18 protein-coding genes and 2 tRNA genes are annotated in these 24,533 nt (G+C 47.5%); 8 read left to right on the forward strand and 12 right to left on the reverse strand.

Going from position 1 to position 24,533, the window contains the following annotated elements; all coding sequences use genetic code 11:
• Positions 1-117 precede the first annotated feature (117 nt).
• The 4 genes from BQ7480_RS04360 to BQ7480_RS04375 are packed head-to-tail and all read left to right on the forward strand — an operon-like array spanning position 118 to position 4,723.
• A complete protein-coding gene (locus tag BQ7480_RS04360) occupies positions 118-993 on the forward strand; it encodes a caspase family protein (RefSeq protein ID WP_083581872.1) in 876 nt (291 codons plus the stop codon).
• Between the two features lie 10 nt (positions 994-1,003).
• Positions 1,004-1,588: an RNA polymerase sigma factor gene (locus BQ7480_RS04365; protein WP_022352651.1), complete on the forward strand. Its 585-nt coding sequence runs from the start codon at positions 1,004-1,006 to the stop codon at positions 1,586-1,588.
• 4 nt (positions 1,589-1,592) lie between these two features.
• Complete coding sequence (locus tag BQ7480_RS04370) at positions 1,593-2,342, forward strand: hypothetical protein (RefSeq protein ID WP_072541871.1); 750 nt, start codon at positions 1,593-1,595, stop codon at positions 2,340-2,342.
• Entirely contained in the window at positions 2,333-4,723 is a 2,391-nt protein-coding gene (locus tag BQ7480_RS04375) for a CHAT domain-containing protein (protein ID WP_072541872.1), read from the forward strand. The genes BQ7480_RS04370 and BQ7480_RS04375 overlap by 10 nt, the downstream gene beginning before the upstream one ends.
• A gap of 92 nt (positions 4,724-4,815) precedes the next feature.
• Here the strand turns inward: BQ7480_RS04375 and BQ7480_RS04380 are convergent, their stop codons facing one another.
• The 7 genes from BQ7480_RS04380 to BQ7480_RS04410 form a co-directional block, all read right to left on the reverse strand.
• A complete protein-coding gene (locus tag BQ7480_RS04380; RefSeq protein ID WP_072543895.1) occupies positions 4,816-6,735 on the reverse strand; it encodes a BACON domain-containing protein in 1,920 nt (639 codons plus the stop codon).
• Between the two features lie 183 nt (positions 6,736-6,918).
• Positions 6,919-7,182 carry a 50S ribosomal protein L27 gene (gene rpmA, locus BQ7480_RS04385; RefSeq protein WP_007562978.1) on the reverse strand — a complete coding sequence of 88 codons (264 nt, stop codon included), beginning with the start codon at positions 7,180-7,182 and terminating at the stop codon, positions 6,919-6,921.
• A gap of 21 nt (positions 7,183-7,203) precedes the next feature.
• Entirely contained in the window at positions 7,204-7,521 is a 318-nt protein-coding gene (gene rplU, locus BQ7480_RS04390; RefSeq protein ID WP_072541873.1) for a 50S ribosomal protein L21, read from the reverse strand.
• Positions 7,522-7,676: 155 nt separating this feature from the next.
• The gene (locus tag BQ7480_RS04395; RefSeq protein WP_072541874.1) at positions 7,677-8,315 is read right to left on the reverse strand and encodes an HAD family hydrolase; all 639 of its coding nucleotides are present in this window, start codon (positions 8,313-8,315) and stop codon (positions 7,677-7,679) included.
• Between the two features lie 4 nt (positions 8,316-8,319).
• Positions 8,320-8,826, reverse strand: coding sequence for a methylated-DNA--[protein]-cysteine S-methyltransferase (locus BQ7480_RS04400; protein WP_072541875.1), 507 nt, complete (start codon positions 8,824-8,826; stop codon positions 8,320-8,322).
• A gap of 165 nt (positions 8,827-8,991) precedes the next feature.
• Positions 8,992-10,200, reverse strand: coding sequence for an L-serine ammonia-lyase (locus BQ7480_RS04405; protein WP_022353045.1), 1,209 nt, complete (start codon positions 10,198-10,200; stop codon positions 8,992-8,994).
• Positions 10,201-10,281: 81 nt separating this feature from the next.
• The gene (locus BQ7480_RS04410; RefSeq protein WP_072541876.1) at positions 10,282-12,792 is read right to left on the reverse strand and encodes an endonuclease MutS2; all 2,511 of its coding nucleotides are present in this window, start codon (positions 12,790-12,792) and stop codon (positions 10,282-10,284) included.
• A gap of 146 nt (positions 12,793-12,938) precedes the next feature.
• Between BQ7480_RS04410 and BQ7480_RS04415 the strand changes: the two genes are divergently transcribed.
• Positions 12,939-13,023 (forward strand) — tRNA-Ser (locus BQ7480_RS04415).
• A gap of 157 nt (positions 13,024-13,180) precedes the next feature.
• A complete protein-coding gene (locus tag BQ7480_RS04420) occupies positions 13,181-15,241 on the forward strand; it encodes a beta-N-acetylhexosaminidase (RefSeq protein WP_072541877.1) in 2,061 nt (686 codons plus the stop codon).
• A gap of 8 nt (positions 15,242-15,249) precedes the next feature.
• Here the strand turns inward: BQ7480_RS04420 and BQ7480_RS04425 are convergent, their stop codons facing one another.
• From BQ7480_RS04425 to BQ7480_RS04445, 5 genes are all read right to left on the reverse strand, one after another.
• Positions 15,250-16,296, reverse strand: a complete 1,047-nt coding sequence (locus BQ7480_RS04425) for a carbohydrate porin (protein ID WP_235816635.1) — start codon at positions 16,294-16,296, stop codon at positions 15,250-15,252.
• The gene (mgtA, locus tag BQ7480_RS04430; protein WP_394332615.1) at positions 16,293-18,941 is read right to left on the reverse strand and encodes a magnesium-translocating P-type ATPase; all 2,649 of its coding nucleotides are present in this window, start codon (positions 18,939-18,941) and stop codon (positions 16,293-16,295) included. The genes BQ7480_RS04425 and mgtA overlap by 4 nt, the downstream gene beginning before the upstream one ends.
• Positions 18,942-19,119: 178 nt before the next feature.
• Positions 19,120-20,490 carry a HAMP domain-containing sensor histidine kinase gene (locus BQ7480_RS04435; protein WP_072541879.1) on the reverse strand — a complete coding sequence of 457 codons (1,371 nt, stop codon included), beginning with the start codon at positions 20,488-20,490 and terminating at the stop codon, positions 19,120-19,122.
• The gene (locus BQ7480_RS04440) at positions 20,487-21,182 is read right to left on the reverse strand and encodes a response regulator transcription factor (protein WP_022352731.1); all 696 of its coding nucleotides are present in this window, start codon (positions 21,180-21,182) and stop codon (positions 20,487-20,489) included. The genes BQ7480_RS04435 and BQ7480_RS04440 overlap by 4 nt, the downstream gene beginning before the upstream one ends.
• An 80-nt stretch (positions 21,183-21,262) precedes the next feature.
• Positions 21,263-21,336: transfer RNA gene (locus tag BQ7480_RS04445), tRNA-Ala, on the reverse strand.
• Between the two features lie 118 nt (positions 21,337-21,454).
• On the opposite strand from BQ7480_RS04445, the gene BQ7480_RS04450 reads away from it, so the two are divergent.
• Together BQ7480_RS04450 and BQ7480_RS04455 are read left to right on the forward strand one after the other, a co-directional pair.
• Positions 21,455-21,949 carry a GNAT family N-acetyltransferase gene (locus BQ7480_RS04450; RefSeq protein ID WP_083581755.1) on the forward strand — a complete coding sequence of 165 codons (495 nt, stop codon included), beginning with the start codon at positions 21,455-21,457 and terminating at the stop codon, positions 21,947-21,949.
• 133 nt (positions 21,950-22,082) lie between these two features.
• Positions 22,083-24,530 (forward strand): FAD-dependent oxidoreductase, encoded by a 2,448-nt coding sequence (locus BQ7480_RS04455; protein ID WP_072541880.1) that lies wholly within the window; start codon positions 22,083-22,085, stop codon positions 24,528-24,530.
• The last annotated feature ends 3 nt before the right edge of the window (positions 24,531-24,533 follow it).

The raw sequence follows: 24,533 nt of genomic DNA on the forward strand, positions 1-24,533 counted from the left end.
TTCAAAACATCTTTTTTATCTTTATCCCTCAAAGAGCTAAAAGGTAAATGGATAATTGATTTTTTTTTGCGTATGTTGTTTTTCCGTTGTTTTTTTATGCTATTTATGTGGATAGTTATGAGTGGGAGTCATGCAGATGCTCGTACGGGGAGAGCGTTGGTGGTGGCTATTGGCAAATATCCGATGGATAGTGGATGGGAAAATATTCATGGCGACAACGATGGTATATTAATTTCTGATTTGTTGAAAAGAAATCATTATCAGCAAATTATATTGTTGAAGAATGAAAAGGCCACCAAGGAGAATATTAATCTGTCATTGCAAAAGTTATATGAGGATGTGAAGACTGGCGACTATTTGTTTTTACATTTTTCTTGCCACGGACAGCAGATGATGGATTTGAATGAAGATGAAGAAGACGGGTTGGATGAAGCCTTGGTCCCTTATGATGCATTGTTCTGGTATCTTCCTGGTATTTATGAGGGAGAAAAGCATTTCAGTGATGATGAATTGGGAGAATGGATTGACAGGTTTCGTCACAAACTGGGAAAATCCGGACAGATTTTTGTGACTTTGGATGCATGTCATAGTGGGACAGCCAATCGTTATGCGGGCAACATTTATGTTCGTGGTGTCAATAAAATTTTTGCTCCGGATAATTACCGACCGTTACCCGGAAGGTATTTGAATCGTAGTATGAGATTGAAGTCTTTGGCTAATCTGGCTCCTACGATGGTATTGAGTGCATGTAGGCCGGAGGAGACAAATTATGAATATTATAGTCGGAAGAGCAAATGTCATTATGGGAAACTGACTTATAGTTTCGTACAGGTGGCAGAACGGCAATTAGCTGGATTTACGGCTGAAGGTTGGTGCAAGGTTGTAAATGAGACCATGCGACAGTTACCTTCCAGTCCGTTGTTGAAATTACAACATCCATATATGGAGTGTAGTGATAAAGAGAAGCTGTTTATATTGTCTGTGATTCATTAAAGTGGAAGTTATGCATTTTGTGTTTGACTGGAAAAGACGGGGAGAACATCAGGATGTTCGAGGAGATATCCTTTCCAAGGACGGAATAGAGGAGCTTTATAGGTTGTACCGGGCACGATTTATGGGATATATGCAGAAAAGATATCAATTGGGAGAAGAGGAAATATCAGATATTTATCATGATAGTTTCTTGTTGATGATTGATAATATTCGTACTGGGAAATACCAGCAGCAGGATGCTTCTCTTTTCACTTATCTTTTGGGGATTGGGAAGAATCGGGTTTTGAAGAAGTTTCAGAAAGAAACCGAACGTCCTCTTGTGGCTGGATGGATAAGTGAATTATTACCGGATACCGACTGGAAGAATGCATTGGAAGAGGCGTCTCGTCTGGTGAACGAAGGAGAATCTGTGTGTAATCAAATATTGCAGCTGTTCTATTGGGAACGCTTGAGTATGAGTGCGATTGCTGAGCGGATGGGCTATCAATCGGCGAGTGTGGCTAAAAGTAAGAAAAATTCGTGTATGCGCCGTTTTTCTTTTGAGCTGAAACGCAGGCTGGAGGGAATGGGCATTTATTATAAACTGAAGAAGTAAGTTTATGGATAGAAATGAGGAAAACAGGATGCTGGATGAGATAGACCGGTTCCTGAATTATGAGATGACTCCGGAAGAAGAATCGGATTTCATCGCTCGAATGGAAAAGGATGAGGTTCTCAGGGAACAAGTCTTTCTCAGGCAACTGGTTGTAGAGGCCGAGAGAAAGAAGGCAGAAGCAAGAATCCTGTACCAGAAAAAGCCGGAAAGGAAAAAATTGTCAGTAAGGGTTCAGGTCCGTTTGGTAGCAGCCTGTTTATGCGTGCTGATGGTACTTGGTTACTTTTACGGGAGAATGTATCGTTTCAGTACTCAGGACGTTTTGCATGAAGTCTATAATCCGCCTGTGTGGGAAACTTTGCGCTCAGAAGGTTTTTCTACTCCTGAAACAGCTAGAATAAACCGGCATATCGAGGAATGGTATTCAGAGGGAAAAAGTGATAGCCTGGTCCTTTATTATCAGCAGCTGTCGGAGGAAAATAAGCTGGCTTGCATTACGGAAAAGAGCAAAATGTATCTGGGGATAGCTTTTTTACGTCAGGATAATATCGGGCAGGCGTATTTATTGGCTGAGGAACTTCAGAAAAGTGTGAATAAAGAAGTGGGAGACTGGTTGATGTTGGGATGCTTGCTACACGATGGGAAGAGAGAGGAAGCGGTTGATTGGGCTTTATATATCAGCCAACAGAAGAACTCTTATAGTGAAGAAGCCCTGCAAATTTATGATGCATTAAATCAACGGCGATGGTTTTAAGGTACTTGCTCTTTGTTGTGGTATGGCTGGGATGTATGTTGAAGGTAACGGCTTTATATGCGTATCATTCTCCGAACCGACAGCTGGAAACATATTGGGAACCGTTCACTGGAGATAGTCTGGAATATGCCTGGGAACTTTATCAGCAAAGTCTGGATTGCCTGGAAAGGAAATGCCCTTCATTCTTTGAGGAATTGTCGGAAGAAGCTGAGAAGATATTTGGTCGGGAACTGGATAAAAACGTTTTTTCGTGGAAGCACCTGGAACTTGTACGAAGAAATTTGGAAATCAGTTTTAGCAGGAACAAAACACTTATTGATAAAGATGAGGACAGCAGTCTAGGAATAGCCTATATGTTTGATTTGTTAAAAGTGAGTACGAATTTGGTTCGTGCCAGAACGATTTTGGAACAGCATGATGGACAACCGGACAGTATTTATTCCTTTTATGAAGCCTGGTTTCAAAGATGTAAGGTACGCTATCTGGCAGATTGCAGTCTGTATAAAATCAAGCAAGGAAAGCTGCAGGAAGCCTTGACCAGTTGTGAAGAGGCATTGACTTTAAGTCTGCAATATGAGCCTGTTTCTTTTCACAGACTATCCAAGCACAAGGACGCCATTCAGTATCTTATGCAGTTACATCCTGATGAAGCAGGGAAAATGGTGGAAGGATTGAAACAAATCGCTTCTCCAGTTTTTACGAAGGAAGAAATCTTTCAAAATGGCACTTTGCCTTTATTCAATTTATATACCATCCAAATGGCCTGTATATGCGAACGACAAGGATATCTGGAGCAAGCTGCTGGAGTCTATCGTTGTCTGCTGGCTGAAATCCGAAAATATTTAAGTGCGGATTTATCTTATTTTCTGCCAGAGGAACGAGACGAACTCGGTAATCTCTTGCGATATTATCTGGACATGATACAGCGTTTTTCTCTCCGCCATGTCCGGCATGAATCTGTGGCTGAGCTACTTCTGGAGCACAGCCTGTTGAAAGAAAATTTATTGGCTGTCAGTCCTTCGCCCGTCACTCGAATTAAGGAAGATTCCCGTCCTATAGCCCTCGATTTACAGAAATCGATAGATTCACTTTATTATACTCCTGATTATTATCTGTTGCCCGGAAATCCTCGCTATTTCAGTAAGTTTGAGATGTGGGTCAAGCTGATTGGATTGAAGCGGAGACAAGTTTCTTTGTTGGGAAGATTTTCGCCTTCAGAGAGTAATCCGGCGCAGTTAAAGGATTGGAAAAGCTTGAAAAAGTGGCTTGCTCCCGATGAAACGCTTATCAAAATAATCGATTTACCGATTAATTTCTATGACCGGCAATATGTAGCCTTGGTTATGAGGGCAGATTTGCCATGTCCAAGGGTTGTGGTGTTACCGAAGAAAAGGGAGCTTTTTCGCCTTCGTGTGGAAAATCGGGAGGCTGACGAGATATGGAAGCCTATCAGCCGGTTTATTGGTTCTCCAACTAAGTTGTTTCTTTGTTTGGAAGGTGATATGATGGAGGTATATTGGGGGAATATTCTGTATAGGAAGAAAAGATTACTTGAAACGTACGATTTACATTATTTATTGAGTATCAAAGATTTTCTTCGATTAAAAATGGAGAAAGAGGATTGTGAAGAGGCTGAATATACATTGTATGGGTTTGGCGGGGCTTACTTTTCGCAACTCCCTTCATTGAAAGGAGTGCGGGGACAGGGAGTCCAGTATTTGCCGGGAAGCAGGGAGGAATTGTGTCGCATTGATACGATGCTTTCAGGGAGATGGAAATCCCATTTGTTTTTAGGGCGCGAGGCAAATAAGGCCAATTTTCTGAGTTTGTCTTTTCGGGTTGCTCCACATAGTATCATTCATGTGGCAACTCATGGCTTTTCTTTGTTGTATGATAAAACCATTCCGGATGGGAGGATTGTGTCTTTTGAAGAAAATCCGTTGGTGGGTTGCAGTGCGTATAAGAATCCGATGCTGCGGAATGGATTTTTGCTTACGGGAGCCAACCGTTATTGGAATAAACCGATACCTTATGATGCCATGGATTCCGGCATAGTGACGGCATACGATGTTTCTCAAATGAATTTGAATGGAACTGATTTGGTGGTCTTGTCGGCCTGCCGTTCTGCTTCCGGCGAGATGAAAGACGGAGAGGGATTGTTTGGATTGATAAGGGCTTTTAAAGTGGCAGGTGCCAAGGCTGTATTGGCCAATTTGAATAATATATCGGACACAAAGACGGTGCTTTTCATTACGACTTTTTATCGTTATTGGATCAATGGATGTAGTATGTTCGAAGCGTTTGCCAGGACGCAGCGTGAGCTGATAAACAGCCAGCCGGAAGATGAGCTTCTGTGGAGCGGCTTTGTTTTGTTTGAATAATGTGTATTGTTCTGGTTTATTGGGTAAAAACACGAGCTGTAACAAGAAACGCTACAGCTCGTGTTGGTATAATAATCCTTTAGTTATTTCAGTTATTGTTTGGCATCATAAATTTGTTTGATTTCCTTGTCTGACAGACAACGGGTATTATATACCCGGAAATTGTCGATCGTCATGTTTGTGCCATTTACAGTTTTTCTTTCTATAGTGACATTACCTCCCATAATGAATTTAATACCTGTGCCATAGGATGCTTGAGAATGAGTTCCTTCTTCAAATGGATTAACGTACTCTGTGATAGTATCTACAAGAACTCCATCAACGTAAAGTGAAGTCGTTGTGGTGGCATATTCGATGTTATTGAAATCAGATACCAGTGCAATATGATGCCATTTGCCGTCTGTTATAGTAGGGTGTGTGAAGGCGGGTCTGTTGCTATATTGATATTCATTGTTATAGCGTGTCGTTACAAACTTAAGACTTCCTTGGCTCATTGTAAATGTGAACATGGAAGCGTTGTTGTTGGATGAGACTAGATAAAAAATATTGCCGTCGCTAAAGTCTTTTCCCCAAAAACTGACCGTCAGTGTACGACTGTCGGTGATTGCTTTAGGAACGATGAATGAACTGTTGTCTGTAAGACTAAACTTGACAGCTTGTAAACCCTCGGTAATTCCTTCTACGAAAGAGGGAGAATTATTCCCGAATCCATTGATTGCATTTTCTGTCATATCATTGAAGTCACCGTCAAATTTATAATATGCATAAAGTCCTTGGCCGACTACAAGGCTGGGAGAGTTGTTTTTTTGACCTGTAATTTGGATTGTCTTGTGTGTTTTTCCATCTGAAACGGTCAGCGTTGCATTGAGTTCTTCCGGCATTTTGTCTCGGTCCAGTTGCACATTTACAGTTTGACTGCTTCCTGCAGTAATTTTTCCTTCAGTGGGAGTTACTGTCAGGCTGTTTTCTTTGATTTCCTCTACGTTCCAGCTTAATTCTCCCTTTCCGGTGTTGCTTATGGTAAATGAAGCTTCATTGATATCTTTCCCAAAATCAAGTATATCAGGTTCAATATTCATGATACCGGTTTGAGATTCACTTCCAGAGACAACTTGTATGGCCTGCTCTTTGATTCCGTCTGATAAAACTAAAGTAGTGTTTATGTTTACAGCTCCATTGTTGCGGTTTAGGAAGACTTTTACTACTTTAGAACCTTTTGCTGTAATGGAACCACTGTTTTCGGATAGAGTAATAGCTGGTTCTGATGGACTGGTAATAGACCAGTTTAATGTGGAGTTTCCTGTATTTTTGATGGTAAGGGGTAATTCTTGCACATCGTTGCCAAAGTCAAGAATTTCGGGTTCTACACTCATGTAAGATTGTGCATTTTTCGGAGCACACGACACGTTGATAGGGAAAGAATTGCCGAATGCGGATAACTTGATGATTACAGTCTGTGCCTCAGTCAGTTTATCACGGTCTACGGTGAAAATGATGCTTTGTTGCTTGTTTGCTTCTATTTGTCCAGCTATTGGGTTGGCAATTATCCAGGTATGGCTTCCTAAATCTAAGCTCCAGTCGGTGCTTGTGTTGCCGTTGTTTTGGATTTTTACAGACAGCTCGTTTTGGGTTGTCCCAAAATTCAAGGTAGAAGGGGTTATTTGTATAAGCGCATCTTGCATAACAGCAGTAAGTTGGATATCTGCATTTGAAACTTGTCCTGGTACAACCGTTACGCTTTTGGTATTGGTTTCATACCCTTCTTTCATAAATTGAATTTTGTACTCTCCAGCTTTTAGCTGAGGAAAGCTGAATTTCCCATCACTTCCTGTACTGGTGCTGGCTCCATTCGGAAGTATGCTTACTTGTACGCCACTTAGGGGCTGTGTCCCATTGACAGCATCTGTTACTACTCCTACGATGTCCCCTTGTGTAATTTCTTCTTCTTCGGTGCATGATGATAGTGACAATGCACCAAGGATTAGCCAGAATAAAAGAATGAATTTTTTCATGCTTACTACGTTTTTTAAGAATAGATATTTTGACATAGCAAAGTAAGCTTAAAAAAATGTGCTTGTTTGTTGGAAACAAGTATTTGATGGAGAGGAAAAAACTTGTTTTCAGCTGTTTGTAGGGGATAAAAAAAGGATATTCCCAAAAGAGAATATCCTTTTTCAAATTTCGTTTTCAGTAGATTATGCTTCAGCGCAAGGAATTACAGAAACATAGCTTCTGTCTTCGCGACCTTTCTTGAAACATACAGTACCGTCTACCAATGCGTAAAGAGTGTGGTCACTACCCATACCTACGTTTTCACCCGGGTTGTGAACTGTTCCTCTTTGACGAACAATGATGTTACCAGCTTTGCAAGCTGAACCACCGAATATCTTTACGCCTAATCTCTTACTAGCTGACTCACGGCCGTTCTTAGAACTACCTACACCTTTCTTATGTGCCATTTTCTTCTACGTTTTAAATGATTAAGCAATAACTTGTTTGATTGTCAATTCAGTAAACTGCTGGCGATGACCGTTCAGTTTTCTGTAACCTTTTCTTCTCTTTTTGTGGAATACCAATACCTTGTCACCTTTTACCAAGTGAGAAGCTACTTCGCAAACCACTTTTGCACCGTCTACAGTAGGAGCACCTACAGTTACAGTACCGTTGTTGTCAACCAACAAGACTTTGTCAAATTCAACAGTTGCACCGTTTTCAGCGTTCTGGATGTGCTGAACAAACAGTTTCTTGCCTTCTTCTGCTTTGAACTGCTGACCGTTAATTTCTACGATTACGTACATTTTAAATAAATATTAAACGGGTTTCCTCCGCAAGGTGAACCGTTCTCTCCGGCTACTTTTTTACCTCCACGGACTAAAATCGGCTGCAAATTTACGGCTTTAAATTTACATAACCAACTATTTATCTGAAAAAAACAACCGATGGACTCGTTTTTTTATTTGAGCGGAGTCAGGTCGGGCAGGATGGCTACATGCGGATAAGCTGCCAGCTCCTCGCGGGTGGTCATGCCGTGCAAGACGCCGGCAAAATCGACTCCGGCATTTTGGGCTGTTTCCGCATCCACCGTGCTGTCGCCCAGGTACAGCACTTGTCCTTTGGGACATTGCAGACGGGAGATGGCCAACAGCAGTCCTTCGGGAGAGGGCTTGGCTTCTTTCACGTCTTCACCTCCTATGATAATGTCAATGAATGCTTCCGGAAATTTCTTCCCCAGCAGTTCCATGATGCGGTAGCGGTATTTGGTAGAGATGATGCCGATGCGGGCACCGCGTGCTTTCAGTGCGTGCAGCACCTCTTCCGTCTCGGGGAAAAGCAGGGTGTTGGCTGTCATGTGCTGGTCGGCTTCTTTCACGTATTCTTTCCGATAGATTTCCAGGGTATCGGCATCCGTCACTCCGCTCAGGATGGAAAAGGAGTCTACCAGCGTTTTTCCGATGGTGCGTTTGATGGCGTGATCGTCCACCTGGTGAAATCCGTGACGTTCGAGCACGTTACGGTAGCACATCACGATGCCGCGGGAAGAGTCGGCCAGGGTATAGTCAAAGTCAAATAAATAAACTGCGTACGGTTTCATGTAATTACTCTATATAATAAGGTATATGTTCAATCTGCAGCAAGGCAAGTTTACGTTCTGTTCCTCCGGCATATCCGGTCAGGCTGCCGTTTGTTCCCACCACCCGATGGCAGGGGATAAGGATACTGATGGGGTTGTGTCCGATGGCGTTTCCTACTGCCTGGGCAGCCATGTGAGGACGTCCGAGCCTACGGGCGGTTTCTGTGGCCATTTCTTTGTAAGTCTGGGTTTTTCCGTAGGGGATACTGGACAGGATGTTCCAGACGGTTTGTTGGAAAGGGGTACCATCAAGACGAAGCGGGGGAAGGAAGCCGGGCTCTTTTCCGGAAAAATAAATGTCGAGCCACTGTCGGGTCTGACACAAGACGGGAATTTCTTTTTCTTCGGTTTCTTCCCGAAGGGTACTGCCGAAATACTTCTGTCCGTCAAACCACAATCCGCAGAGCCTGTCGTTCGTGGCGGCAAGGGTGATGCCTCCCAAGGGAGAGTCGTAGTGGCTGATATAAGTCATGCGATGGAATTGTAAATATCTGGGAATTAGTTGGTTGTGTACTGTAAAAAAACGTACTTGCGTTTTGCTTAAAACGTAAGTGCGTTTCACTTAAAACGCAAGTACGTTTTGGTTGAAACGCAAAGGCGTTTTCATTGAAACGTCCTTGCGTTTTTTCAGGTCCTTTTAATCCATGGGTTGATAGTTCTTGGCGAGGCCTCCTTCGCTGGTTTCCTTGTATAGGGAAGGGAGGTCGTGCCCTGTCTGTTTCATGACTTCGACTACCTTGTCGAATGACACCCGATGGTGTCCGTCGGTAAAGGCCGAATAGATGTTGGCATCGAGGGCGCGGGCGGCGGCATACGCGTTGCGTTCGATACAAGGAATCTGTACCAGTCCGCATACAGGGTCGCAGGTCATGCCCAGATGATGTTCCAGTCCCATTTCTGCCGCATATTCAATCTGTGCCGGGCTGCCGCCAAACAGTTGGCTGGCGGCGGCTGAAGCCATGGAGCAGGCTACTCCCACTTCGGCCTGGCATCCGGCTTCGGCACCGGAAATAGAGGCGTTGTGTTTCACGATGTTACCTACCAGACCGGCAGTGGCCAGTGCACGGAGGATACGTGCGTCACTGAATTCACGGCTTTTCTGCAAGTGATACAGAACCGCCGGAACCACTCCGCAGGCACCGCAGGTGGGTGCCGTCACGATTTTTCCTCCCGAAGCGTTCTCTTCGCTGACGGCCAGGGCGTAGGCAAAGACCAGTCCCCGGGAACGGAGAGAATCTTTGTATCCTTTCGACCGGATGTAATAAGAAGAGGCTTTACGGCGCAGGTTCAGCGGACCGGGCAGTACCCCTTCGGCATCCAGTCCCCGATGGATGGCTGCCTTCATGGTCTCCCATACCTCTGCCAGAAAATCCCAGATTTCCTTGCCTTCACACTGTTCCACGTATTCCCAGTAACTTCTACCCGTGTGTTCACACCAGTAGAGTATCTGGCTCATGGTGTTCATGCTGTAGATGTCGTCGGTAGCCGTGCGGTCGTGTCCTTCTTCCGCCAGTGCGCCTCCTCCCACGCTGAACACCGTCCATTCGTCCAGTTTCTTCTTTTGGGCGTCGAATGCCTTGAAGGTCATTCCGTTGGGGTGGAAAGGAAAGAATACATGAGGCTTCCAGATGATTTCCACGGGAGCGTGAGGCTGCAGGGTATCCAGAATGGCCACGTCGGTCATGTGACCGCGTCCGGTGGCAGCCAGGCTTCCGTACAGCGTGACTTCAAAAGAGGCGGCCTGCGGATTCCGTGCGAGGAATTGTTCGGCTGCCTTGCGGGGGCCCATGGTGTGACTGCTGGATGGGCCCGTTCCGATGCGATATAGTTCTCTGATTGATTTCATCTCAAAATAGGTGTGAGTTTTCTGCAAAGATACGCAATAATCGTATATGCTTGTCGTATATGTTTGTAAAATCCCTTCGGGCTATTTTAAATCGACCACGGTGATGCCGGCTCCTCCGAATTGTACGTGCTCGTCCTGAAAATGAGCAACCCCCGGTACGGTGGCCAGGTACTGGCGGATGAGGGTACGCAGAATGCCGCTTCCGGTACCGTGAAGGATACGTACACGGCTGACTCCCACCAGAATGGCGTCGTCGATGAAATAAGTGACGGCCTGTATGGCTTCGTCACCCCTCATTCCCCTGACGTCGAGGTCCTGCTTGAAGTTCAGTTTCTTTTCGTACATCCGGTCTTGCGTCTCGCTGCTCACAAAGGTCGTCTTGTTGGAAAGGGGAGCGGCTTTCGGGGCATCGGTCCGTTCCAGTCGTTCGGTTTTGACATTGGTTTTCATCAGGCCGAACATGACTACGGCATTCTTTCCGTTGACGTCCATCACCTGTCCCACACTGGTCTGTCCCTTGATGCGGACATAGTCGCCGGCTTCTATCGGGCGGACTTTAGGTACAGGCTGAGGCTCGGAGGCTTTCTGCTGCTGTCGGGCCTTCTTGTCTTTTTTCCGTTCCTGCTTTTCACGGAGCTGCTCCATCTTGCGGGCGATTTTTTCTTCCATGGCCGCTTTGTCAAGTTTCTCCACCTGCTCTTTAAAGTCCGTCAATTCCTGGCGAGCAGTGCGGGTGCGTTCTTTCTCGGCCTGTGCTTCCTTGATGGTGCGGATGGTATTTTCAATCTTGGCGTTCGATTCCTGGAGCAAGCGTTCGGCTTCTTCCTTCGCCTTGTTCAGGATTTCCTTCCGGCTCCGTTCCAGTTCGGCTATTTCCTGCTCATAGCGGGCAATGGTGTCTTCCATCTGTTTTTCCCGCTTGCGGATGTTCTGACGTTTGGTTTCCCAGTAACGCTTGTCGCGTACGATGTCTTGCAGGTATTTGTCGCTCTGGATGTATTCGCTTCCCACAATTTCCGAGGCATCGGCGATGACTTCTTCCGGAAGTCCGATTTTCCGGGCAATTTCCACGGCGAATGAGCTTCCGGGATTCCCAATCTGCAACTGGAAGAGGGCACGCATTTCGTGGCGGTCGTAGAGCATGGCTCCGTTCACCACGCCTTCGTGGTCTTCGGCAAAATGTTTCAGGTTCTGGTAGTGGGTGGTGATAACTCCAAAGGTACCTTTCTGGTTGAAACGCTTCAAGACGGCTTCGGCAATGGCCCCGCCAATCTGCGGTTCCGTTCCTCCTCCGAACTCATCAATCAGGATGAGGCTCTGGCCGTTGCACGATTTCAGCATCACCTTCATGTTGGTCAGGTGGGAAGAGTAGGTACTCAGGTCGTCTTCAATACTCTGCTCGTCGCCGATGTCAATGAAGATGTGGCTGAAGATGCCGGCATGGCTTCGTTCGTGCATGGACACCAGCATGCCGCACTGAAGCATGTATTGCAGCAGTCCGACGGTTTTCAGGCAGACGGACTTACCTCCGGCGTTCGGACCGGAAATCAGCAGGATGCGTTTCTCTCGGGTGAGGATAATGTCCAAGGGAACCACTTTCTTGCCGTGCTTGGCCAGCGACATTTGCAGCAGGGGATGTACCGCCTGGAACCAGTCGACAATCTGCTGGTTTTCGAACGAGGGTTTCAGGCCTTTTATCTCGATGCCGAACAGTGCTTTGGCACGGATAAAGTCAATCTCGGCCAGGAATTCATAGGACTGCAGGATGGCGGGTATCTGCGGACGGACCGTTGCCGAGAAATCGGTCAGGATACGGATAATCTCCCGCCGCTCTTCTCCCTCCAGTTCCCGGATGCGGTTGTTGGCTTCCACCACTTCCGCCGGTTCGATGAACACCGTCTTTCCGGTGGCCGACTCGTCGTGTACGATACCTTTGATTTTTCGTTTCATGCCGGGAGCTACCGGAATGACCAGACGGCCGTCGCGCATGGTGGGGGTTACATCTTTGTCGACGTATCCTTCCGACTGTGCGGCCCGGAGGATGTTGTTCAGGCTGCGCGAGATACTTCCGGTGGTAGCTGAAAGTTCTCGTCGGATGCGTAACAGTTCTGTGGAGGCATTGTCCTTTATTTTTCCGAACTTGTCGAGAATGCTGTCAATGCGGGCAATCAGTTGTGGAAAGGTCAGGATATCTCCTGCCAGTTCATGTAGTGCCGGATAAGGGGAAGTGGCCGTATCGTCTGCTTCGTCTCCATCAGTCTGCTGGAGAAAGCGTACGATGTCGCGGATGGTTTCCAGCGAGCGGCGCAGGTCGAAGAGTTCCTGCTCGTCCATGTACATACCTTCCACTCGGATACGTTTCAGCGAGGGGCGGACATCGAAGAAGTACTGTGCGGGAAAATCTTCCTCTTCCTGGGTAATCCGTACAAACTCCATCACCTGTTCCAGTCGGCGGTTGATTTCCTGGTAGTCGTCCGAGAAAGCCATTTCGTCTACACGTTCTTCTCCCAAAGTGCTTAAACAGCGTGCTTTCAGCAACTGTCGGATTTGGTCGAATCCAATCTTTTGTTCGAAATTATGAGGATATATCATGATTCGTCTGTTTCGTTTTTCTTGGCTGCAAAGGTACGACAATGAAAAAAAATAATCAAAAAAGGCGGTAAATATTTGCGGATTCCAAAATAATGCCTACCTTTGCATCGCCTTTGAAAAACAAGGCAACTCTCAATCGGAGTTTTGGAGAGGTGGCAGAGTGGTCGATTGCGGCGGTCTTGAAAACCGTTGTACTGCGAGGTACCCGGGGTTCGAATCCCTGTCTCTCCGCTGAAGTTTTACTAATCCTCGTAAAATCAAGGTTTTACGAGGATTTTTTTTGCCCGTTGAAAGCATCGGCTGGAGAAATGTTTTTTCTTATTTGCTTTTTAACGTGGAAATGGTTAACTTTAAAAACATTTGAAAATCCTTATAAAACAATCAACAGATGAAATCCTTGTTATTCCTTTATTTCTTTGTGGCGATGGCGTTTTCGGCCGTGGCTTCTTCTGTATCGGAGAGTTATGTCATTCCTAACCCTCAGCAGATGGCGGTGGGTGATGGTCATTTTGTTCTTCAGAAAAATGCTTCTTTCTCATGCAACCTGAAAGGGGCAGATAAGGAAGATTTTGTAAAGTATGTCGGTCAGTCTCCTTTTGCATTGACTTATAAAAAGAGGGGGAAGACGGATATTGTGTTTAAATTGCTCAGTCCGAAACAGTCGCAGATGAAGGAGGAAGCCTATCGGTTGGAAGTGACGAAAAAGGGAATTCAAGTGGAGGCCACTTCTGCTTCCGGCTTGTTCTATGCTTTTCAGTCGATAAATCAGTTGGTACAGCCGGCGGGAAACAATACTTTCCTGTTGCCGGAAGTGACCATCGAGGATACACCGCGTTTCGCATACCGGGGCATGCACTTGGATGTGTCACGTCATTTTTATACCAAAGAATTTGTCAAGAAACAGCTGGATGCATTGGCTCGTTACAAACTGAACCGCTTCCACTGGCACCTGACTGATGGGGCCGGATGGCGGATTGAAATCAAGAAATATCCGGAACTGACGCGCGAAACGGCTTATCGTCCTTTCCCGGACTGGAAAAGCTGGTGGAAAGGCGGACGGACGTATTGCCGGCAGGATGCTCCGGGGGCTTCCGGAGGATACTACACGCAGGAAGATGTGAAAGAGATTGTGGAATATGCCCGTCAGCTTCATATTACGGTGATTCCGGAGATTGAGATGCCGGCTCACTCGGAGGAAGTCTTGGCTGCCCTTCCGCAGCTGGCCTGCGGGGGTGATTTAAAGCCCGGGGGCGAGTTTTGCCCTGGAAAAGAATTGACTTACACTTTCCTGACCGATGTGTTGAAGGAAGTGATGGCGCTTTTCCCGTCGGAATACATTCATATCGGAGGGGATGAGGCCAGCACGAACCACTGGAAACAATGTCCTGACTGTCAGGCACGGATGAAGGAAGAAGGAATGAAAGAAGAAGGCGAACTGCAGGAGTATCTTGTTTCAAGAATTGAAAAGTTCTTGCGGGAGAACGGTCGCAAGATGATTGGTTGGGACGAAATACTGACCGGCGAGTTGGATGAAACTTCGGCTGTGACCGTGTGGCGCGGAGAAGATAAGGGAGCCGAGTCAGTGAAAAGAGGGCTGCGCACGATTCTGTCGCCGGGTGCCTATTGCTATTTTGACAGTTATCAGGATGCGCCGCGCACACAGCCTGAAGCCATTGGAGGGTATCTTCCGTTGGAAAAGGTATATTCTTATGAGCCTGTAACCCCGGCTTTCCCGGCAGATAAGCTGGATTGTGTGTGGGGAGTTCAAGGAAATGTATGGACGGAATATTTGTCTACGCCGGAACATACGGAATACATGATTTATCCTCGTTTGCTGGCATTGGCCGAGGTGGCTTGGACCAACCCGGAGCGGAAGGACTGGAAGCGTTTCCATGCGGAGGCTTTGCAGGAAGTGGAAGTGTTGGATTCATTGGGATACCATACTTTTGACTTGAAGAATGAAGTGGGTAACCGTCCGGAGGCACTGAGTGTCGACAACCATCTGGCAAAAGGCAAGAAGGTAGAGTATCTGCGCCCTTATGCGGCAGATTCTTATCCGGCGGGAGGAGACGGAGCTTTGACCAACGGCATCCATGGGGGATGGGTCTATACCGATTTGCGCTGGCAGGGATTCCTTGGAAAGGGAATGGATGCGGTGGTGGATTTGGAAAAATCACAGCCTATCCGCCAGCTTTCCATCGACTTCATGCAGTTGATAGGTCCGGGTGTGTTCCTGCCGCAGAAGGTCAGCTTCCTGGTTTCGGACGACGGAAAGGAATATACGCTGTTGAAGACGATTACGACGACGCTGCCTATTACGGATGAAAAGCTGACTATCCAGAATTATGCATGGGAGGGCACTTGCGAGGCTCGTTACGTGCGGGTACAGGCTGACATCAATCCTGAAGCCGGTGGATTCTTGTTTACCGACGAGATTGTAGTGAAATAATTCTATATTCAGAGGGCCGGAAGCACGTATCCGAAGCGCAACAGGCCAATCAGGTAGTGTGCTTCCGGCTGATGAATCAGATGCAAGGTGGGCTGTATGAACCCTTTGCCCAGGCAGGGAATCTTCCAAGTGAATTCACTGGCCCATTCGTGTGAATGGGAGAAACGGGCGTAATCGGTGAATAGTCCGCCTTCTGTTTTTCCACATTGCCATACAAGGCCTGCTCCGGAATAGTGTTTGCATCCTTGGCTGGCGTGCCATTGGGCAGAAACCTGTAAGAGCACTTGCAGGCGGGGAGTGATTGACTGTTCTGCATATCCCCAGATTATTTTCCGGATTTCTTTCTTTTCTTTTTTTGATGCTTGTTCCGTATCTCCTTCTGCATAATTCCGATACATCCCGCTATGTAAAGCAAAGCCCATGTGATAATTGCTGTCATGATGCTGGTAGTTGAATGAGGTGAGACAGAGTATCCCGTCGTGCTTCGGGCAGAAACGGAATACATTTTCTTTTCCTGTAAAGCGATAGGAGCCTTTCCCGTTATATAAGGAGGCTTGCAGACTCCATTGAGCCTGTTGCAGCTCATAGTGTACCCCCATGGAAGACACCGGATAGTTGGCTATGGGATAATCGGCCGACAAGGTGGGAAAGATGCCGCATGAGCTGTTGGTGAACAGGGCTGTGGCCGGCGAAGTGAAATAGTCTTCGTTTAGGTTACGGATGCCGATGAACAGGCTGGAGTTTCCCATTGGCTGCCGGATGCCCAGTATGGCCACGGCCAGCGGATGATTGTCTTCTTCGATGTTGGAAAAGGTCTGCATATCGTTGGCCAAAGACTCGGCTCGGGTTTTGGCCGTGCTGAGGGTGGCTGCTTCAAGGGTGGCAGACTGGCCTAGCGGGGCGGAAAAATCCAACCGTAACAAATTCACCCAGTTGGTTCCTTTCTTGAAATCGCTCTGTAGTTCGGTGGTATAATTTATCAGGAGTTTCTGGGCAAAGCAACGGCAGGGGGATACCGTTGCAATGACCAGTATGTATTTGATAAGTTTTGTCATAACCATTTGGTGAAACGATGGATGTACCAGTTCTTAATCAGTTGTGTCAGTACGCAGTAGGAAAGCAGGATGCCGAACAGCCAGGGGAAATAGCTTGCAGGCAAAGCTTCCAGACCAATGGAGGTCCCAAACGGGATGAAGGGAATCAGGATGCCAGTAACCATGATGAGCAGGGTCAGTCCGGTTACCTGCCAGGAGGCACGGCTTTGTATGAACGGCACTTTCCGCGTACGTATCATGTGTACAATCAGTGTTTGCGACAGCAGGCCTTCGATGAACCATCCGGACTGGAAGAGGGTCTGATGCTCCATGCTCTGACAGCCGAAGGCGAACCACATCACCAGATAGGTGATGATGTCGAAGATGGAACTGATGGGACCGATGAAAATCATGAAGCGGCTCAGGTCGGAGGCGTCCCATTTCCGGGGTTTCCGGAGGTATTCCGCATCCATCCGGTCGAAGGGGATGGTGGTCTGCGAAATATCATACAGCAGGTTCTGAATCAGCAGATGAATGGGAAGCATGGGCAGGAAGGGCAGGAAGGCACTGGCTGCCATGACACTGAACATGTTGCCGAAATTGGAACTGGCGGTCATCTTGATGTATTTGGTGATGTTGCCGAAGGTCTTTCTTCCTTCCAGTACCCCGTCTTCCAATACCATCAGGCTCTTTTCCAGCAGAATGATGTCGGCACTTTCCTTGGCAATGTCTACGGCTGAGTCGACCGAGATTCCGATGTCCGACTGGCGGAGGGCTGCCGCATCGTTGATACCGTCACCTAGGAAGCCGACGGTATTTTGCTGTGCTTGGAGGAGGGTGATGATTTCCGTTTTCTGCACGGGAGTCAGTTTGGAGAAGACGGTCGTCTCGCGTACTGCTTTCATCTTTTCCTCCTCATTCAAGTCGGCCAGTTGAGGGCCGCTGAGTGCGTTGGTAGTGTTGATACCCACTTGCCGGGCGATGGTACGCACCACAGCATCGTTGTCTCCAGACAAGATTTTGACCTCAATCCCGTGTTCATGCAATTGCTGTATGGCCTTGGCTGCCGATTGCTTGGGTGGGTCCAGAAAGGCCAGATAGCCAATCAGTACCATCTCTTTTTCATCTTCCACACAGAAGTCGCACGCTTTGTCGAGGTAGCTTTTCTGCGCTACGGCAATGACCCGCATGCCTTGCTTGTTCATCTGTTCGATGATACGATGTGCCTTATGTTTCAGGGCTTCCGTCATGGGATGTACCTCTCCGTCGAATTCGGCATGTGAGCAGATGGCCAGCATCTCTTCTACGGCACCTTTGGTGATAATCTGTCGTTTTCCTTGTCGGTCTTCCACCACGACCGACATTCTCCGCCGGGTGAAATCAAACGGTATTTCGTCCACCTTGACATAGTTGTCTTTCAGGTATTCCAATGACAGTTCCTTGACGTGCGACAGGATGGCCTTGTCCATCAGGTTTTTCAATCCGGTCTGGAAGAAGCTGTTGAAATAGGCATGACGCAGAATACGGCGGCTTTCATCGCTGCTCCCGTCGGCATTGATGTATTTTTCCAATACAATCTGGTCGCAGGTGAGGGTACCGGTTTTGTCGGTACAGAGAATGTTCATGGCCCCGAAGTTCTGAATGGCATTCAAGTCTTTTACGATGGTTTTTTTCTTGGACATGGCTACGGCTCCTTTGGCAAGGTTGGCCGTCACAATCATCGGAAGCATTTCCGGCGTGAGGCCCACGGCTACCGATACGGCAAAGATAAAAGCTTCCAACCAGTCGCCTTTGGTCACTCCGTTGACCAGAAACACGAAGGGAATCATGATGAGCATGAAGCGTATGAGCAGGAAGCTGACTTTGCTGATTCCTTTGTCGAAAGCGGTGGCGGCACGGTGTCCGGCAATGCTGCGGGCGATGGTGCCCAGGTAAGTGTCGTTTCCGGTGGCAATGACAATGCCGGTGGCCGAACCGCTGACTACGTTGGAGCCCATGAAACAGATGTTTTCAAGTTCTATGACACTGCCTTTGCGGTGTTTGTTCGCATTTGTTTCCGGGCGCTTTTCAATCGGGTCCGATTCCCCTGTCAAGGATGACTGGCTGACAAACAGGTCTTTTGCTTCGATAATACGGAGGTCGGCTGGTATCATGTCGCCAGCGGCAATCATGACGATATCCCCCGGTACCAGTTCTGTGATGTTGATTTCTTCATCGTGCTGGCCGGCACGTCTCACGTAGCAGGTGTTCGTGACCATCTTGAGCAAAGCTTCGCTCGAAGCGTTGGCTTTCCATTCCTGGCAGAAGCGGAGGATGGTACTGGCAATCACCATCGTCAGAATAATGAAGATGGCCGTCCAATCCTGTTCTCCGGGGTTGGCCAGCAGGACATCGAGTACGAAAGAAATGACCACCAGCACGGTCAGTACGCCGATGAAAGGGTTGATGAAGGCCTTGATGAAGGTGGAAACCGGATTCTTCTTCTGTTCGTGTGCTACCTCATTCGTTCCATAGATGGATTGCCGGTTCTCGATTTCTTCGGATGTCAGTCCGTTTTTGCTGGTCTGGAAATAATTGCATACGGTGTTGAGAGGCTGGGTAGCTGCCAAAAATACCTTTTCAGCATTGAATGTGCTTGTTTCCTTACTTTTTCTTCTTTTCCACATAATACCTGAATTCATAGGGTGATTACTCTGTTTCCTTTTCGCACGGCAAAAGTAAGCGATACTGCTGGCAGGGCCTGTTAGAGGATAATTAGAGTGGTATTAGAAAACTATTAGAATCCTGCCGGTTGTTTCCGGCCGTCTTTCTGATAGTGTGGTGTGGAAGCTGAATAAGAAACTTTTAGATATGAGGTAGCTCAATGGTGAAGGTTGTGCCTTCTCCTTGCTTGGAATGTACAGCAAGATGTCCTTGGTGAAGCCCGATAATCTTTTGGGCAAGTGCCATGCCGATGCCGTGTCCTTCTGTCTGCTTGTCTTGTTCCCCTCGGTAGAATAAGGTGAAAATCTGCTCTTTTTCTTTGTCCGATATGCCAATCCCATTGTCGGACAAGCGGATAATCGCCCATTTGTCCCAATAGGAGATTTGGACGAAGGAGGATTTGTTTTCCGAATACTTGCAGTTGTTTTCAATCAGGTTGGCAAAGGCGATGTTCAGCAGGTAGGAGTTGCCCATGACGGTAATCATCCGGTCGTCTTCGGCATCTTCCTGTTCGAAAATCAGTTCGATATGGTATTCCGGGTGGGCCCGCAGGAGCAGTTCCCGGGTGTCCAGCAGCAGTTCGTCGAGCCGGATTTCGTGCATCTTGATTTGCTCTTTCTGGTAATCCGCCTTGGCCAGATTGAGGAGTCCGTCAATCAGTTTGGTCATGCGTCGTGCATCCTGTAATACGTTTTGCATGGCTTGGCGGTATTGCGCTTCTGTCCGTTCCTTTTGCAAGGCTAAATCCAGTTCGGCTATCAGGGCAGCCAACGGTGTTCTCATCTCGTGGGATACGTTGCTGACAAACATTTTCTGTGAATTGAATGAAATTTCCAGGCGTTCCAGCAAGTCATTAAAGGCCAGACTCAGTTCTCCGAGTTCGTCTTTCTCGTTTCTCACCGGTAATCGCCGGTCAATATGGGAAGCCGTGATATTCTCCACTTCCCTTACGATTTCCCGAATGGGCTTCAAAGAAGCCCGTACCAGAAAATAACAGGTCACGAACAAGAGCAGCAGTCCGAAGAGAAACAGAATGATTAAGGTCTTCTGAAGTTCCAGCAGGTTGGTATGGCCGTAACCGTCGTAAGCTGCGGCGGTCACAATGTAATCCTTTCCTTGAAAGGGATAGACCATCCCGATGGCCTGGTACTTTCCGATGTGGAATTCTATTTCTTTTTCGTGAAGAATACGAGTGAGCATTTCCGGACTTTCCTTGATAATGTCATTCTCGACGGCATCGTGGTAAAGCATGCGGAAGTCGGGGGTATAGACTGCCACTTCCACTTCATTGATAAACTCTTTGTTGTTCAGATAGATGGACTGCATGATGCGGGCATCTACCTGGTCTTGCAGGAAAAGGTGTGCTTTGGTCACAGCCTCACTTTTCAGGTTGTGGAAGAAAGTGTTGCTCCGGATGTGTTCGCTGACCAGGTAAATCAGGCTCATGCACAACAGAAATACCACGGCTATGACTCCGGTATTTTTGAGTGTCAGGGTGGTCTTTATCTTCATGGCTTTTCGTCGGTAAGAATAAATCCGATTCCGGGTTTGGTGTGAATCAGTTTGGTGTCGAAGTCTTTGTCTATTTTCTTGCGCAGGTAATTGATATATACATCAATAAAATTGGTACCGGTATCAAAGTGGGTATTCCATACCTTTTCGGCTATTTCCACCCGGCTGATTACTCTTTCCGGATGCTGTACCATATAGGTCAGCAGGTTATATTCTTTAGGGGAGAGACGGATAGGAATACCTTGGCGGGTAACTTCCCTGCGGCTGGTGTCCACTTGCAAATCCTTGTAATTCAGTTTGTCGGGAGGAGAAACCGGATTCTCCGCTTCATTTTTCCGCTTCAGCAGAACTTTTATGCGGGCATTCAGTTCCCTGAAATCAAAAGGTTTGACCATGTAATCATCTGCTCCGGCATCGAATCCGTCCAGCTTGTCATCCGTGGAGCCGAGGGCCGTCAGCATGAGGATGGGAATCTGTGCGTTGAGCTTGCGTATTTCCTTGCAAAGCTCGAATCCGTTCAGTTTGGGGAGGATGATATCCGAAATGACCAGTTGGAAAGCATGTGACTGAAAAAGTCGAAGTCCCATGGCACCGTCGTATGCCACGAAGGTGGTATAACCGTTTTCTTCCAATCCGGTTTTCAGAAGGTCGGCCACCCTTTTATCGTCTTCTATGATTAAAATGCTGTACATAATAATGTGTGGATGAATAAGGGAGCAAGGTTTGTTTATAGATTATCAGGGAAAGCTCCCACGGGGTGGGAAAAGAAAAGTGGAGCATACAGGACTCGAACCTGCCACCTTTTGACTGCCAGTCAAACGCTCTAGCCAGATGAGCTAATGCCCCATTATTGCTTGAAAGCGTGGCAAAGGTACAATAATATTTTAAAAAAACAAGCATATTCGCCCGGAAAACGAAAGAAAACATTAGTTTTGTGTCGATTTATGTCGAAAAAAGGAGATTTATGGATTTGCAAATACGCAAGGCCTCACTGGCAGACTTGGATCGTTTGATGGAAATATTTGAAGAAGCCCGTCGTTTTATGTGTCGTACGGGAAACCCGAATCAGTGGATTAACGGTTATCCGCAGCGTGAACTGATACAGAAAGAAATAGAGGACGCTCATTGTTACGTGTGTGTCACCAAGGAGGGGAAGACGGTGGCCACTTTCTGTTTCATTCAAGGTCCCGACCCTACGTATGCTCATATTGAGAAAGGGGAATGGAAAGACGATTCTCCTTATTATGTGATTCATCGCTTGGCCTCCGACGGTTCTTGTCACGGTATCGGGAAACTGTGTATCGACTGGTGTTTCAGCCAATGGCCTTGCTTGCGGGTGGATACACATGCTGATAACAGGGTGATGCAGAACCTAGTGCAATCAATGGGATTTGTGTATTGCGGTATTATCTATGTAAGCAACGGTACTCCTCGCTTGGCTTACCAGAAACTGGCGTGAGAATTTTCCTACATTCTCTTAATAATCCTTAATTGAAAAATATTTTCCATTGGAAATTTATTCTTTTCTCGATTATTTCTTTTCTTTGCAAATAGTTTCCAATAGAAAATAATAACAAAGAAAAGAAATAGCTATGAAGTACGTCATTGTAGGTGGGGTAGCAGGTGGAGCCACTGCAGCTGCCCGTATTCGGAGAAACACGGAAAAGGCCGAAATTATTTTGTTTGAACGCGGGGAATACATCTCTTATGCCAATTGTGGTTTGCCTTATTATATAGGTGGGGTGATTCAAGACCGTAACCGTTTGTTTGTGCAGACTCCTGAAGCCTTTTCCGCACGTTTTCATATCGATGTGCGGGTACGTTCGGAAGTGATGGCTATCGATACGGCCCGCAAGGAAGTGAAAGTGCGCACTTCGGAAGGGAAGGAGTACACAGAAACCTATGATAAACTGTTGCTTTCTCCGGGGGCTTCTCCGGTTCGTCCTCCTTTGCCCGGAATTGATAGTGAAGGAATCTTTACTCTGCGAAATGTGGCAGATACCGACCGTATCAAGAACTACATGCAGGGCCATGAGGTGAAGAAAGCCGTCATCGTAGGAGGTGGTTTCATCGGACTGGAGATGGCCGAGAACTTGCATCATGCAGGGATAGAGGTAGCCGTGGTGGAGATGGCCGACCAGGTGATGGGACCGGTGGATTTCTCCATGGCGGCTTTGGTACACACTCATCTGCAGCAGAAAGGTGTCAAACTGTACTTGAAGCAGGCGGTAGAAGCCTTTGAAAAAACAGCGTCCGGGTTGAAGGTGAAGTTCCAGTCGGGTTTGCAGGCTGAGGCACAGCTGGTGATTCTTTCCATCGGTGTACGGGCAGAGACTCGTCTGGCCGTGGAAGCCGGATTGAAGTTGGGCGAAATGAAGGGTATCTACGTGAATGAATACTTGCAGACTTCCGATGAGTCTGTCTATGCCGTAGGCGATGCCATTGAATATCCGCATCCGATTACGGGCAAGCCTTGGCTGAATTTTCTGGCAGGGCCGGCCAACCGTCAGGCACGTATCGTAGCCGATAACATGACGTTTGGCAATAAAGTGAAATACGAGGGCTCCATTGGTACGGCCATTGCCAAGGTGTTCGATTTGACTGTGGCTTCTACCGGACTTCCCGCCAAACGTTTGAAGGCGTTCGGCATTCCGTACTTGTCGGCTACCATCCACTCCGGTTCCCATGCCGGATACTATCCGGGAGCTTTGCAGATGGATATCAAGATCACCTTCTCTCCGGAAGACGGACGGTTGTACGGGGCACAGATTGTGGGATACAATGGTGTGGACAAACGCATTGATGAATATGCGCTGGTCATCAAGCAGAAAGGTACGGTCTATGACTTGATGCAACTGGAACATGCCTATGCACCTCCTTTCTCTTCTGCCAAAGATCCGGTAGCCGTGTCGGGCTATGTGGCCGGAAATATCTTGAGCGGCAAGATGACTCCGCTCTACTGGAGAGAATTGCAACAGGCCGATTTGACGAAGGTGACCTTGGTCGATGTCCGCACGAAAGACGAGTATGAACTGGGACACATTGCCGGAGCGGTCAATGTACCTTTGGATGAGATGCGTCAGCGGATGAAGGAAATCCCGTCGGACAAGCCGGTGTTCCTGTATTGTGGCGTGGGACTGCGGGGGTATCTGGCATCCAATATTCTGAAAGATAATGGTTACAAGGATGTGCGTAACCTGATTGGCGGTATCAAGACCTACAATGCGGCAGTTACTCCGGTCTGTCAGCCGGATGAGGCATGCGAGGTGGTCTGCACTTGTGACACGGCCGAAGGAACCACGGATTGCAAGAAGGTACATGTGGTAGATGCTTGCGGCATCCAGTGTCCGGGCCCGATTTTGCGGTTGAAGAAGGGGATGGAGGAACTGAAAGCCGGGGAGCAGATGGAAATTCATACCACGGATGCAGGTTTTCCGCGCGATGCCGAGGCGTGGTGCCGTACCACCGGGAATCGTTTCCTGTCTTCTAAGTCGGAAGGAGGAATCTATAAAGTGCTGGTAGAGAAGGCCACGGCCTGTGCCATGGAGGCTGTCCGCCGGGCACCGGAAGAGAAGGGAAAAACTTTCATTCTTTTCAGCGATGACCTTGACAAAACTTTGGCTACCTTTGTGCTGGCTAACGGCGCGGCGGCTACCGGAAAGAAAGTGACCATTTTCTTTACCTTCTGGGGACTGAATGCCATCAAGAAGGAACGGAAGCCGGCAGTGCAGAAAGACATTTTTGGAAAAATGTTCGGCATGATGCTTCCCTCCAGTTCACGGAAACTGAAGCTTTCGAAGATGAACATGGGCGGTATGGGTTCGAAGATGATGCGTTACATCATGCAGAAGAAAGGCATCGATTCCTTGGAATCGCTTCGTCAGCAGGCCATTGACAACGGAGTAGAGTTTATTGCCTGCCAGATGTCGATGGACGTGATGGGCGTCAAGAAAGAAGAGCTGCGGGACAACGTGACCATTGGTGGGGTAGCCACTTATATGGACCGTGCCGAAGAAGCCAATGTCAATCTGTTTATTTAACGT

The sequence above is a fragment of the Bacteroides mediterraneensis genome (assembly GCF_900128455.1).
In the GTDB taxonomy this organism is placed as follows: domain Bacteria; phylum Bacteroidota; class Bacteroidia; order Bacteroidales; family Bacteroidaceae; genus Phocaeicola; species Phocaeicola mediterraneensis.